This is a genomic window from Micromonospora sp. NPDC049102 (assembly GCF_043197485.1).
In the GTDB taxonomy this organism is placed as follows: domain Bacteria; phylum Actinomycetota; class Actinomycetes; order Mycobacteriales; family Micromonosporaceae; genus Micromonospora.
On record NZ_JBICTE010000008.1, the window covers coordinates 20824 to 33368 of the forward strand.

General features: G+C 70.5%; 15 protein-coding genes. 9 read left to right on the forward strand and 6 right to left on the reverse strand.

What is annotated here, in order from left to right:
• Positions 1-27: 27 nt before the first annotated feature.
• Positions 28-2358, forward strand: coding sequence for an endopeptidase La (lon, locus tag ACGFH9_RS10960; protein WP_393217376.1), 2331 nt, complete (start codon positions 28-30; stop codon positions 2356-2358).
• Positions 2359-2490: 132 nt separating this feature from the next.
• Positions 2491-2895 carry a DoxX family protein gene (locus ACGFH9_RS10965; protein ID WP_393217377.1) on the forward strand — a complete coding sequence of 135 codons (405 nt, stop codon included), beginning with the start codon at positions 2491-2493 and terminating at the stop codon, positions 2893-2895.
• Between the two features lie 47 nt (positions 2896-2942).
• Here the strand turns inward: ACGFH9_RS10965 and ACGFH9_RS10970 are convergent, their stop codons facing one another.
• From ACGFH9_RS10970 to ACGFH9_RS10980, 3 genes are all read right to left on the reverse strand, one after another.
• Positions 2943-4676 carry a DEAD/DEAH box helicase gene (locus tag ACGFH9_RS10970; protein WP_393217379.1) on the reverse strand — a complete coding sequence of 578 codons (1734 nt, stop codon included), beginning with the start codon at positions 4674-4676 and terminating at the stop codon, positions 2943-2945.
• A 98-nt stretch (positions 4677-4774) separates the two neighbouring features.
• Positions 4775-5086, reverse strand: a complete 312-nt coding sequence (locus ACGFH9_RS10975) for a hypothetical protein (protein ID WP_393217381.1) — start codon at positions 5084-5086, stop codon at positions 4775-4777.
• A 62-nt stretch (positions 5087-5148) separates the two neighbouring features.
• Positions 5149-5670, reverse strand: a complete 522-nt coding sequence (locus ACGFH9_RS10980) for a hypothetical protein (protein ID WP_393217383.1) — start codon at positions 5668-5670, stop codon at positions 5149-5151.
• Positions 5671-6000: 330 nt separating this feature from the next.
• Here ACGFH9_RS10980 and ACGFH9_RS10985 point away from each other — a divergent pair, with 330 nt between their 5' ends.
• The gene (locus tag ACGFH9_RS10985) at positions 6001-6129 is read left to right on the forward strand and encodes a LuxR C-terminal-related transcriptional regulator (RefSeq protein ID WP_393217384.1); all 129 of its coding nucleotides are present in this window, start codon (positions 6001-6003) and stop codon (positions 6127-6129) included.
• Between the two features lie 62 nt (positions 6130-6191).
• Here the strand turns inward: ACGFH9_RS10985 and ACGFH9_RS10990 are convergent, their stop codons facing one another.
• Complete coding sequence (locus ACGFH9_RS10990; protein WP_393217386.1) at positions 6192-6428, reverse strand: flavin reductase; 237 nt, start codon at positions 6426-6428, stop codon at positions 6192-6194.
• Positions 6429-6734: 306 nt separating this feature from the next.
• On the opposite strand from ACGFH9_RS10990, the gene ACGFH9_RS10995 reads away from it, so the two are divergent.
• On the forward strand, positions 6735-7502 hold the full coding sequence (locus tag ACGFH9_RS10995) for a DUF5753 domain-containing protein (protein ID WP_393217387.1): 768 nt from the start codon (positions 6735-6737) through the stop codon (positions 7500-7502).
• Positions 7493-7684: a DUF397 domain-containing protein gene (locus tag ACGFH9_RS11000; protein ID WP_393217389.1), complete on the forward strand. Its 192-nt coding sequence runs from the start codon at positions 7493-7495 to the stop codon at positions 7682-7684. The genes ACGFH9_RS10995 and ACGFH9_RS11000 overlap by 10 nt, the downstream gene beginning before the upstream one ends.
• Positions 7685-7927: 243 nt before the next feature.
• Here ACGFH9_RS11000 and ACGFH9_RS11005 read toward each other — a convergent pair.
• Positions 7928-8820, reverse strand: a protein-coding gene (locus tag ACGFH9_RS11005) for an IS5 family transposase (protein WP_393217390.1) whose coding sequence is annotated in 2 segments (ribosomal slippage) — positions 7928-8437 and positions 8440-8820 — 891 coding nt in all. Because the reading frame shifts where the segments join, the coding sequence is not laid out codon by codon here.
• Between the two features lie 534 nt (positions 8821-9354).
• Here ACGFH9_RS11005 and ACGFH9_RS11010 point away from each other — a divergent pair.
• The 4 genes from ACGFH9_RS11010 to ACGFH9_RS11025 all read left to right on the forward strand — a co-directional run bounded on the left by ACGFH9_RS11010 (position 9355) and on the right by ACGFH9_RS11025 (position 12099).
• Positions 9355-9594 carry a twin-arginine translocase TatA/TatE family subunit gene (locus tag ACGFH9_RS11010; protein ID WP_393217391.1) on the forward strand — a complete coding sequence of 80 codons (240 nt, stop codon included), beginning with the start codon at positions 9355-9357 and terminating at the stop codon, positions 9592-9594.
• Positions 9594-10802, forward strand: a complete 1209-nt coding sequence (locus tag ACGFH9_RS11015) for a low temperature requirement protein A (protein WP_393217393.1) — start codon at positions 9594-9596, stop codon at positions 10800-10802. Before ACGFH9_RS11010 ends, ACGFH9_RS11015 begins: the two co-directional genes overlap by 1 nt.
• A 9-nt stretch (positions 10803-10811) precedes the next feature.
• On the forward strand, positions 10812-11354 hold the full coding sequence (locus tag ACGFH9_RS11020; RefSeq protein WP_393217394.1) for a 2'-5' RNA ligase family protein: 543 nt from the start codon (positions 10812-10814) through the stop codon (positions 11352-11354).
• 286 nt (positions 11355-11640) lie between these two features.
• The gene (locus ACGFH9_RS11025) at positions 11641-12099 is read left to right on the forward strand and encodes a hypothetical protein (protein WP_393217395.1); all 459 of its coding nucleotides are present in this window, start codon (positions 11641-11643) and stop codon (positions 12097-12099) included.
• 22 nt (positions 12100-12121) lie between these two features.
• Here the strand turns inward: ACGFH9_RS11025 and ACGFH9_RS11030 are convergent, their stop codons facing one another.
• The gene (locus ACGFH9_RS11030) at positions 12122-12430 is read right to left on the reverse strand and encodes a hypothetical protein (RefSeq protein WP_393217396.1); all 309 of its coding nucleotides are present in this window, start codon (positions 12428-12430) and stop codon (positions 12122-12124) included.
• Positions 12431-12545: the final 115 nt, after the last annotated feature.

Genomic DNA, 12545 nt, shown 5'->3' on the forward strand with positions numbered 1-12545 from the left:
TCAACTCAACGCGATAGCAGGTGTTCGATGGCAACTCTTCCGGTACTTCCTCTGACCGACGCCGTGCTGCTGCCCGGCATGGTCATCCCGGTGACCCTCGACCCGACCACCCAGGCCGCCATCGACGCGGCGCGGACGACCAGCGACCGCAAGCTGCTGGCCGTCCCGCGTATCGACGGCGAGTACGGCCCGGTCGGCGTGGTCGCCACCATCGAGAAGGTCGGCCGCCTCCCCGACGGTGAGCCCGCCGCTGTCGTCCGTGGCCTGTCCCGCGCGCGGATCGGCTCCGGCGTGCCCGGTCCCGGCGCCGCTCTCTGGGTCGAGGCGACCGAACTCGACGAATCCGCTCCCGCCGGCCGTGCCCGCGAGCTCGCCCGCGAGTACCGCGCCCTGGTGACCTCCGTGCTGCAGCAGCGGGGCGCCTGGCAGGTCATCGACGCCGTGGAGCGGATGACCGACCTGTCCGAGCTGGCCGACTCGGCCGGCTACGCACCCTGGCTCACCCTGGAGCAGAAGACCGAGCTGCTCGCCGCGCCGGACGTGACCGCCCGACTGGAGCTGCTGGTCGGCTGGGTGAAGGACTACCTGGCCGAGCAGGAGGTCACCGAGCAGATCAACAGTGACGTCCGCGAGGGCCTGGAGAAGTCGCAGCGGGAGTTCCTGCTGCGCCAGCAGCTCGCCGCGATCCGCAAGGAGCTGGGCGAGGACGAGCCGGACGGCTCGGCCGACTACCGCTCCCGGGTGGAGAGCGCCGACCTGCCGGACAAGGTCCGCGAGGCGGCCATGCGCGAGGTCGGCAAGCTGGAGCGGGCCAGTGACGCCTCCCCGGAGGCCGGCTGGATCCGCACCTGGCTGGACACCGTCCTCGAGATGCCGTGGAGTACGCGTACCCAGGACAACACCGACCTGGCCGCGGCCCGGGCGGTGCTCGACGCCGACCACGCCGGCCTGTCCGACGTGAAGGACCGCATCCTGGAGTACCTGGCCGTGCGCAACCGCCGCGCCGAGCGCAACCTCGGCGTGGTCGGCGGACGCGGCTCCGGCGCGGTGCTCGCCCTCGCCGGCCCTCCCGGGGTCGGCAAGACCAGCCTCGGCGAGTCCGTGGCGCGGGCGCTCGGGCGCAACTTCGTCCGGGTGTCGCTCGGCGGCGTCCGCGACGAGGCGGAGATCCGCGGTCACCGGCGCACCTACGTCGGCGCGCTGCCCGGCCGTATCGTCCGCGCGCTGCGCGAGGCCGGCTCGATGAACCCCGTCGTGCTCCTCGACGAGGTGGACAAGGTCTCCGCCGGTTACGCCGGCGACCCGGCCGCCGCCCTGCTGGAGGTGCTCGACCCGGCCCAGAACCACACCTTCCGGGACCACTACCTGGAGGTCGACCTGGACCTGTCCGACGTGCTGTTCCTGGCCACCGCCAACGTGGTGGAGTCCATCCCCGGCCCGCTGCTGGACCGGATGGAGCTGGTCATGCTGGACGGGTACACCGAGGACGAGAAGGTCTCCATCGCCCGTGACCACCTGCTGCCCCGGCAGCGGGAGCGGGCCGGCCTGACCGCCGACGAGGTGACAGTGGCCGACGAGGCGCTCGCGCTGATCGCGGGGGAGTACACCCGTGAGGCGGGTGTCCGGCAGCTCGAACGGTCCCTGGCCAAGATCCTGCGCAAGGTGACGGTGACGCTGGCGACCGACCCGACCCCGGTACGCGTCGACACCGACAACCTCACCGGCTACCTGGGACGACCGAAGTTCACCCCGGAGTCGGCCGAGCGCACGGCGGTTCCCGGTGTCGCCACCGGGCTCGCGGTGACCGGCGCCGGCGGCGACGTCCTCTTCATCGAGGCGACGAGCATGGAGGGCGAGCCGGGGTTGACCCTGACCGGCCAGCTCGGCGACGTGATGAAGGAGTCGGCGCACATCGCGCTGTCGTACCTGCGCTCCAACGGGCGTCGGCTCGGCATCGACCCGAACGCCCTGGCGGGACGGCGGATCCACCTGCACGTCCCGGCGGGCGCGGTGCCCAAGGACGGCCCCAGTGCCGGCATCACCATGGTCACGGCCCTGGCGTCGCTGGTCACCGGTCGTCCGGTCCGCCCCGAGTTCGGGATGACCGGCGAGGTGACGCTCTCCGGTCGGGTGCTGCCGATCGGTGGGGTGAAGCAGAAGCTGCTCGCCGCGCACCGGGCCGGCCTCACCGAGGTGATCATCCCGGCGCGTAACGAGCCGGACCTGGACGACCTGCCGACCGAGGTGCGCGAGGCGCTGACCGTGCACACCCTGGCCGACGTGGCCGACGTGCTCGCCCTGGCGCTGCGCCCGGCCGACGTCCAGGCACTGGACGGACCGGCGCTCTTCACGGTCTGACGCTCCACCACGATGACCCCCGCCGTCCATCGACGGCGGGGGTCATCGGCGTACGTGCATCGAGGGCTACTGTCTCGCTCGAAGCGTCAACCACCTCTCCGCCGCGAGGCGGTGCCCCCGGAGGTAACCCCCGTGAACCTGGTGCTCTGGATCATCCAGATCCTGCTCGCCGTCATCTTCATCGGCGCCGGCCTGGCCAAGCTGACCCAACCCAAGGACAAGCTGCGCGACATGATGCGGTGGGTGGACCCCGTACCGCCGTCGCAGGTCAAGGCCCTCGGCGCGGTGGAGGTGCTGGCCGCCGTCGGGCTGGTGCTGCCCCCGCTCACCGGCATCGCCACCGTGCTCACCCCGTTGGCAGCCGTCGGGTTGGTCATCGTCATGATCGGCGGCTTCCTGGTGCACCTGCGCGACAGGAAGAGGCGCGACACGGCGGCCGAGCGTCGGCTGGAGATCCAGGGCGCGATCACCTGCGCGGTGCTGCTCGTCCTCGCCGCCGTGGTGGCCTGGGGACGCTTCGGCCCGTACTCCTTCTGAGGCCGTCGCCGGCGACCGCCGTACCCGGTGGTCGCCGGCGGGCGCGCTCAGCGCTCGTCGCGTCCGCGGTCGCGGCGCACGGTGGCCTTGCGGCCCTTGATCGTGCTCTGGCGCAACCCGGAGATCACCTCGTCGGCCACGCCCTGCGGCACCTCCACCAGGGAGAACCGGTCGGCGATCTCGATCGAGCCGATGTCCCGGCCGCGGATACCGGTCTCGCCGGTGATGGCGCCCACCAGGTCCTGGGGGCGTACGCCCGCGCGTCGGCCCAGGCCGACGAACACCTGGACGGTGTTGCCCCCGCCGATGCGCGGTCGGCTGCCGCCGCGCCGGTCACCGCCTCGGCCGCCCACCTCACCGCGACCCTCGCGCGGAGCGCGGACCGGAGCCTGCGGGATCTCCTCCTCGTCGTCGGAGCCCGGCGACGTCACCTCGTGAGCCAGCTTCACGGCGGCGAGGGCGACCTCCATCAGGTCGAACTCGTCGGTCAGCGTCTCGACGATCACCCGGTACGGGTCGAGGTCGTCCTCCAGCAGGCTCTCGCGCAGCGCCGCCTGGGTCAGCTCCAACCGCCGGGTACGCATGTCCGCCACGGTCGGGATCTTGTCAATGGCGATCCGCTGTCCGGTCACCCGCTCGATGGTCTTGAGCATCCGGTGCTCGCGCGGCTCGGCGAGGGTGATCGCCACGCCCTCGCGCCCGGCCCGGCCGACCCGACCGATCCGGTGCACGTACGACTCGGGGGCCGACGGCACGTCGTAGTTGACCACGTGGGTGAGTTGCTCGACGTCCAGCCCACGGGCCGCCACATCGGTGGCCACCAGCAGGTCCGCCGTGCCCGCCCGCAGCCGGGACATCACCCGGTCCCGCTGTTCCTGGCTCATCCCGCCGTGCAGCGCCTCGGAGCGGTAGCCCCGGCCGTTCATCGTCTCGGTCAGCCGGTCCACCTCCTCGCGGCTGCGGCAGAACACGATCGCCGCCGTGGGCGACTCCACGTCCAGGACCCGACCCAGCGCGGCGGGTTTGTGCGCGCGCGTCACGATGTAGGCGCTCTGCCGGACCCGGGGCGCCTCGCCCGCGACCGGCTGCTCCCGACCGATCTCGATCCGCACCGGGTCGGTCAGGTGCTGGCGGGCCATCCCGTCGATCCTCGACGGCATGGTGGCCGAGAAGAGCACCGTCTGACGCTGCGCCGGAGCGTGCTCCAGGATCGCCTCGATGTCCTCGGCGAAACCCATGTCGAGCATCTCGTCGGCCTCGTCGAGCACCACCGTCGACAGGCCGCCGAGGCGCAGCGTGCCCCGGGCGATGTGGTCGAGGGCCCGCCCCGGGGTGGCGACCACCACGTCGACCCCGCTGTCCAGTGCCCGCAACTGCCGTCCGATCGGCTGCCCACCGTAGATCGGCAGCACCCGGGCGCCCAGGTCCTTGCCGTAGCGGTGGAACGCCTCGGACACCTGCACCGCCAACTCCCGGGTCGGCACCAGCACCAACGCCACCGGGTCCCCACCGTCGCGGTGCGCCGACATCCGGTTCAGCAGCGGCAGCGCGAACGCCGCCGTCTTGCCGGTGCCGGTGGCCGCCTGACCCAGCAGATCCCGACCCTCCAGCAGCGGCGGGATGGCCTCCCGCTGGATCGGGGTCGGCTCCTCGTAGCCGAGGGCGGACAGCGCGCCCAGCAGCTCGGGACGCAGCCCGAGCTCGGTGAAGGCGTACACCTCTTCGGCGTCGGCGGGGGCGGAGTCGATCGGTGCGTCGTGCTGTGCAGGTGCGGAACTCATGTGCCAAGCCTTTCATTACCCCGTCGGGGCCGCTGCGCCGACCGGCACAAGAGCGCCCCCGGCCGCCCCGGGATCTTGGCCGCGGGCGGCTTGGCGGGTCAGGTGGTGGTCATGATCGCCAAGATCATCATCCCGCCGAGGGCGGCGTCGAGCACTCCGCAGAACTCGGCGTACCCGCGCGGCGCCACCCGGCCGGTGCGGTGGTTGACCAGATCCCACCCGGCGTGCACCAGCCACCCGAACGCCACCAGCCACGCGCCAGTCCGCCCGCCGGCCGCGACCGCGACGAGCGTCACGGTCACCCAGGCGACCAGGCCGGCGAGCTGGATGGCGAGCACGCCCGGCCCGCGCAGCGTCCGCCGGGCCACGCCGATCAGCAGGTACCCGCCGGGCAGCACAGCATCGTCCACGGGCTGAGCACCATCGGGTCGACCCACAGGTCCGCGGTCAGCAGCAGCGCGAGTCCGGCCGGCTAGCGGCGGGCGAGCGCCACCACTGCCGGGTGACGGTGTATCACCGCCGGTGGTTCGTGCCGGTGGCGCAGCACCACCAGCACCATGGCCGGCACCATCAGCAGATGACCGCCGAGCAGCACGGCGTCGCCGTCGAGCAGACCGGCCCCAAACGGTACGAGCAGCAGCAGGAACGGGACGTACATCGCGGCGGCCATCTCGGCGACCCCACGCCAGTGGTGCGCGCGGTAGCGCATCCACACAGTCATCCCGACGGTCATGTTCGTGGCCATCACCAGGGCGGCCACCTCCGGCCGGGCCAGTGCGCCGGCAACACCCAGGGCCGTGCCGGCCACCTCCCAGAGCGGCCCGAGCAGCACCATCCCGGCGACCATCGCCAGCGCCATCTCGGCGAGATGCCACAGCAGCCGCCGGGTGCCGTGGGAGGGCGCCGCGTCGGAGGGTGCCGACTGCGCGGTGGGCAGCGGCCCGGGCTGCCGTACGGGGATTGCGGTGTCCGCGTACATCCGTGTCTTCTCCATGCCGTTGACCCTGCCAGCGTTTCGGCGCGAGGGGCAGGCGCGTCCGTCACGGGAAGAGCTGTGCGGGGCGCACGGTCGGACCGTGACAGCGCGTCTCGGTGGCGACGCCGCGCCCAACTCGGTCTGATCGCCGTGGCGGCGCTGACCGTGCCGCTTGTCGCCCCGGTCGCGGCCGGTGTCTGGCCCACGACGTGATCCGGCGGGTGCACGCCGGCGGCCGGTACGTGGATCCGTCGCTGGCCGCCGACGCGTTGACCCTGCCGCCGTGTCCGCTGACCCCCCCGGGAACTGGAGACGCTGCGGCTGGCCGAGTTCGGCGCGCCGGTCGCGGTGATCGCCCGCCGGGTGCACCTGTCCACCGGCACCGTCCGCAACCACCTGTCCGCGGCCGTGCAGAAGCTCGGTGCGACCGACTGGGCCGAAGCGGTGCGTACCGCCCGCGCCAACGGCTGGCTCTGACCCTTCGGCTGTCCTCTGCTCTGCTTCAACCCGCGCACCACCTGGCGTCGCGACCCGACCGGCTACCGGGGTCGCGCCCAGGCGACGAACCGGTCGTCGAGGTCGGCCGCCGTCGTGCCGTGGTGCTGCTCGGCGGCCTCGTCCCGCAGGGTCATCAGGTAGGCCACCAGGTCCGGCCGGTTCTCGCGGTACGCACCGAGGAGACTCAGCTTCGCCGCCGAGCACGGCCAGGCGATCCCGCACGACTGGCAACGCCAGGTAGGACGGGTCGGGAGGTGGGGAAGGCGTCGACCCCTCACGCGACACCTCCGTTCGGCGGACGAACCGTGCGCTCGTCCGCGCTGCTCACGCACAGAACGTCAACGGCCCTGATCGGGCGGGCGCTCGCCGCGGGGCATCCCGGCACGGCTGTCTCCCTGTCGCTCGTTGGGAGGGGCCGCCCCTGAGTGCTCGCCCGCGAGGCGGCCCCGGCACGAACGCGTCCGCCGGGTCTCGGGTCCCTGCCGGCCGCGCCGTCTACGACCACCCTGCCGACTGTTGCCATGCAACTACACTGCGTTGCACTATGGCGTTTGGACGTTCGGGATATCCGGGGAGGACAGAGGATGAATCATGCGGTCGTGGAGGCCATGACCCAGTGCGGTGAGACCGCCGACTCTCTCGCAGCTCAGACCGGGGTCGATCCGAAGACGGCAGCGCGGTGGGCAAACCCGGGACGGATCCCGCAGACCCGACATCGTGCCCAGGTCGCCGCGATCCTCGGTCGAGAAGTGGTCGACCTGTGGCCGGACGTCCTGAAGCGTCGCGAACCGGCGTGGTTCCGGCCGTGGGCCGACATCGAACGTGAGGCAGTCGCGCTGCGCTGGTACGAGCTGGCCTGGGTGCCTGGTCTCTTGCAGACGGAGGCGTATGCGCGGGCGACTCTGGCTGGAGAGTTGCTGTCCAGTGAGGATTTGGATCATCTTGTGCAGGCACGAGTCGGGCGGCAGGTCGTCCTCCATCGCGACCAGCCACCGCTCTTGATCGCAGTAATGGACGAATCCGTGGTGCGGCGGTCGGCCTACGGCGATCGGGACCTGATGCGCGAGCAGTGCGAGCACCTCGTCACGTGCGCGCAACTGCCGTCGGTGCAGGTCTACCTGGTCCCGGCGGCGGTTGGCATGTACCCGGGCCTGGGCGGGCCGTTCATCGTGGCCGAGTTGGAGGGTGGCGGACGTGTGGCCCACATCGACGGCCAGGCGCAGGCGCAGATCACCGAGCAGCAGGCCGAAATTGCTACCCTTGACCGACGATGGGAACGCATTCGCGGGGAAGCTCTCTCTCGCGGACAGTCCCTAGACCTGCTCAGGGAAGCGGCATCATCATGGACCTGACCGGCGCGCAGTGGCGCAAGAGCACCAAGAGCGGCAACAACGGCGGGGCATGCGTGGAGGTCGCCGACAACCTTCCCGGTGTCGTCCTCGTTCGGGACACGAAGGACCGTGACGGCGGGACGCTGACCTTCGCGCCGCAGGCGTGGCGAGACTTCGTCGGCTTCGCGCGAGCCCAGCACTAGGCCGTGTGTCAAAGCCCCTGGCCGGCCTGCGGAGGCCGAGAGGACCGGCCGTTTCGGCCGCTGGTGAACCGTCGCTCGCGGGCCCGTGGTCCGGCCGGATCGGAGCCGCCCGCTCCATTGAGCGTGATGCCTGTGGGTCATCAAGATGACTCACAGGCATCACCCTCATCGTGGTGTCCGCCGTCCGTCCCTCTGCTCGACCGAGGACCTTGACACACGGCCTAGAGTCTGTGTCGAAGTCGGTCATAGCCACTCGTTGATCGCGGCGATGTGCACGGTGGCTTCGTAGCGCACGGCGAGTTTGTCGAATCGGGTGGCCACGGCGCGGTTGCGTTTGAGGCGGTTGATGCCGCACTCCACGGCATGGCGTTGCTTGTACCGCTCGGGGTCGAAGGCCGGTGGTCGCCCACCCTTGGACCCCTTCTTGCGCCGGTTGGCGTCCTGGTCTGCCTTTGACGGGATCGTCGCGGCGATCCCGCGGCGGCGCAGGTAGCGGCGGTTGGCCTTCGATGTGTACGCCTTGTCGGCCAAGACTCGATCGGGGCGTGTCCGTGGTCGACCGCCGCCCTGGCGGGGCACCCGGATGCCGTCGAGGACCGCGATGAACTGGGGACTGTCCCCGCGCTGCCCGGCGGTCAGCACGATCGACAACGGCTTTTGCCCCTGTTCACATGCCAGGTGCACCTTCGTGGTCAGTCCGCCCCGCGACCGCCCGAGCGCATGATCGGCCGGCTCAACCGCGACGCCGCCCGGCGGTTCGACCTGCAGATCCCCCTTTTACGCGCCCCGGCGGCGTGCTGATGCGCCCGGGCGACCGACGAGTCCACCGACACGTCCCACGTCACCCGCCCGGCCGTGTCGGCCACCGCCTGCAACGCGGTCAGGATCTTCGCCCAGGTCCCGTCACGCTGGCAACGGCGGAACACCGCGTACGCCGCCGACCAGGACCCGTAGCACTCCGGTATGTCCCGCCACGGCGCACCCACCCGGGTCCGCCACCTGATCCCATCAATGAGCTGCCGTTTCGTCCATGTCGGCGGCCGACCCGGTCTACGTCCCACAGGCAGCAACGGCTCCAGCGCCGCCCACTGCACGTCGGTCAGGTCATGCCGCCTCGTCACCGCTACAGTGGCCACGAGGTCTCCGTGCTGATGGTCTTCTTCGTCGATGAACCATCTACCGGAGACCTCGCTACTTATCGATCACCGCCACGCCGAAACTTCCTCACCCTCGGGCACCCGCAGCCGACTTCGACACAGGCCCTAGACGAGTAATTCCTAACCCTGGCTGGGCGATGGGCGCAGCCGGCAGCCCGCCGCCCGCCGCCGGTGACCGTCGGTCACCTCAGTGGGGGCGGATGTGGTCGTGAGCGGTATACCTCAGAGTCATATTCATACCTCTGAGGTATACCGCTCACCAGCACATCGACACGGCGGGCAGCCACAGCGGATGGCCAGCGCCCTTCGCCGCAGCCCAGACACGTCTTGAGTCCGGACATACTCGTCTAGGTCACGTATCGCACCTCGACTGGATGTGCCGCCTTCGGTCTGGGCGGCGTCGGCCGATGAGGGCGACGGTCAGCGGCCCTCCGACCGCGCTCCAAAAGCTGTAGGGCCGGCGGCTGCGCGGGCGGCCCGTTCGATCTGTGCGCGTCGGACGCGGAGGTCGTGATGCGCTGGCTGCTCATCCTGGTGATCGTCCTGCTGGCGATCGGCGCGATCTGGCTGCCCCGCCGAGCACGGTCAGCTGGTAGGTCCCTGCGCAACCGCCTCGACGAGCGGCGCCGACCCCACGGTCCTGCCGGCTCCCGAAAGCGCGTCTGCGTCGTTCAGCGCCGGGAGCAGGATCGTGCGTCGGTCGATAAGACCAGTCGCGCCTTCATGTCCGAATTGGATGCAATGATGGGTTGATGCCCAGGAAGGTCGTGGTGGGCCCGGTCAATCCGGTGCGGTCAAGTGCCGTCGAACTGTTCTTCGACCTCGTCTTCATCTTCACCCTCGGCCGTCTGTCGTCGACCCTGGCCGAGGAACCGAGCTGGGTCGCCGCCGCGCACGCCGTGATCTTCCTGCTCGCCTTCTGGTGGATCTGGTACAACACCAACCTGGTCACCGACAGCCTCGACTGTGAACGTCCCATCGTGCAGGTTCTGATCATCTGCGTGATGCTCGGCAGCCTGCTGATGTCGATAAACGTGCCGGACGCGTTCGGCAGCCAGGGCTTCGTCTTCGCGGGCGCGTACCTCGGGATCCACCTGGGCCGTACCCTGGTCATGGCCTTCCATCTGCGGGGCACGCCTGCCTGGCGTCGGCCGATCCGCGGCGTGGTCTGGTATTTGCTCTCCGGGACGCTGTGGTTCGCCGGGGCCGCATCCGCCGGCACTGCGCGGGCAGTGCTCTGGATCTGCGCGCTCGCGATCGACTACGCGGCGCCGGCGTTGCGCTGGCAGGTGCCGGGGCTCGGCCGGGCCACGGCTGCGGAGTGGCGTCTCTCGGGCGAACATCTGGCCGAGCGGTACCGGCAGTTCATCATCCTGGCCCTCGGCGAGACGATCCTGACCACCGCCAACTTCTACCGGGAGTCGTCGCGGGACCTGGAGGACACCGCTGCCTTCCTGATCACCTTCTGGACTGTCGTCTTCCTCTGGTGGACCTACTTCTATCGGACGACGAGCAGCCTCGCCGTGAAGCTCAACGTTGCCGTCGACCCGTACCGGGTCAACCTGCGGGCCGGCTACACCCACCTGCTGATGGTGGGAGGCATCCTGCTCACCGGCATCGGCGGTGAGCTCATGCTGAAGGCACCCGACGGGAGGACGTCGGCCGGTAACGTGGTCGCGGTCCTGGTCGGGCCGCTGCTCTTCCTCGTCGGGCGGCTGATCTTCGAGGCGTGGGTGTTCGGCCGGTTGACCAAGTACTGCCTCGCGGCGGTGGCGGGCTGCCTGGTCCTGAGCCCGGTGGCGGCGCGACTTCCGCCGCTGGCGGTGGGCCTGTTGGGCGCGGCCACCATCACCACCGTCGCCGCATTCGACCTGACGATCCGGGAACGGGTCGCGGGCGGGGTCAATCCCGCGGTCGGCGGCGGTGCCAGTCACCCCTACCGCCAGGGCCGATCCCGCTAGCGTGTCGGGGTGCGTACGGTGGAACTGGTCTGCTCAGCGGGGTTGGATGCCGCGATCCGGACGGTCTGGAGTCGGTTGGCGGCCGCCAGGTTGCCCAGCCTCGCCCGCAACATTCATCCGACCAACCGGCCTCATCTGACCCTCGTCGCCGTCGGCGACTTCCCGGTCGGCGTCGAACACCGCCTGGCCGAGCTGTTCGACGCCGCGCTGCCGGTGCCTGTCACGCTCGACCGGGTCGTCGTCCTCGACGGCAGCGCCCCGCTGGTCTGGCTCGTACGACCCACACCGGCGCTGACCGCGCTGCACGCCGCGGTCTGGGACGTCCTCGCCGAGGCCGCCGGGCAGCGGCCCTGGCACGCCCCGGGAGCGTGGGTGCCGCACCTCAGCCTGGCGCTGCGGTTCCGCGACGCGGACCTGCGGCTGGCCCGCGCCGTGACCGGTGGTCAGCGCCCGACGGGTTCGTTCGACGCGGCGCGCAGCTACGACGGCACGGACCGGACGGTGACCCTGCTGACCCGGCAACAGCCAGGGCGGATCGCCGAAAAGTGGTGAGGGGGTAACCACGCGCTCTGCCGAACGCGGCCGCAGCTGCGCCGCGCAGTCACGCGGCGCCTGTCGGTGCTGTCGCAAACCAGCGCTGACCTGGTCTTTTGCCCGCTGTTCTGCATATGGTGGGCGTGCCTCAGCGTCGCGGTGTGGATGCTGTCTCGTCTCACCCTGACCTGAGCGCACGTGCATTCTTGCGGGTCGTCGAGGCATTGATGGGACTGCTGCTTCCGCCCGTCGTCACTGGATAGACGGGTTGGACCGTGCGGTCGGAGGGGGAGGAGCTGTGACAGTGAACAGCGAACAGTCAACCCCGCGGAATGTCCACCCGACCGAAGACCTGTATCACACAGTGGAATGGCGGATGGAACAGCGTATCGACGCTCTCGAACGGCTGATCGACGCCAAGCTGGCGAACATCACCACCAAGATCGACGCGCAGGCGGCGCAGGTCGGGCTGGCTCTCTCGTCGGCCGACAAGGCGGTCACCAAGGCGGAGGCCGCCACCGAGAAACGCTTCGAAAGCGTCAACGAGTTCCGGCAGACTCTCTCCGACCAGACCAAGACGTTCATCGCGAGGGTCGAGTTCGAGGTGGTGCGGGACAGCCACGCCAGGCAAATTGCCGATCTGGCCAGTCGGCTGGACAAGCTCGAGGGCAAGGGTGTCGGACTCAACGCCGGCTGGGTCTATCTGGTCGGCGGGCTCACGGTCGTCGCCACGGTGGTGGGTCTTGTTCTGGCGTTCGTCTAGGTCGTCTCCCGTCGAGGCCCGGTTACGCGCCCGGCGAATCGCGCTGTCCGAACGGCCCGGAGTTCGTGCCCCCGGGCCGTCCGAAATCCACCACGTCAGCGGTAGAAGCGCAGGTAGTCGAACTGGCCGGTTGGTACAGCCGCGCCACGCTGACGTTGTCGAACTCGGCCGTGCCGCCGCTGGCCGTCAGTCCGGGTCGGCCGTCGACCGGGCGGTCCAGCCGCAGCGACATCACGGCGAGCTGGTCACCGAGGCGGGCGGGGCTCAGCTCGCCGGTGAGCTGCTGCGGCGGCGCTGATTCGTTGACGGCATCAGCTCCACAGGGCCGCACCCCGCCTCCGGCTCCCGTCCAGGGCGTCCCCGACCGGGCGTGCCCCTCCGGGGGTAGATCGGAGGAATGTTCGGTCTGTGCCCGGTCCCGGTGATTACGGTGTGTTCAGGGCGAT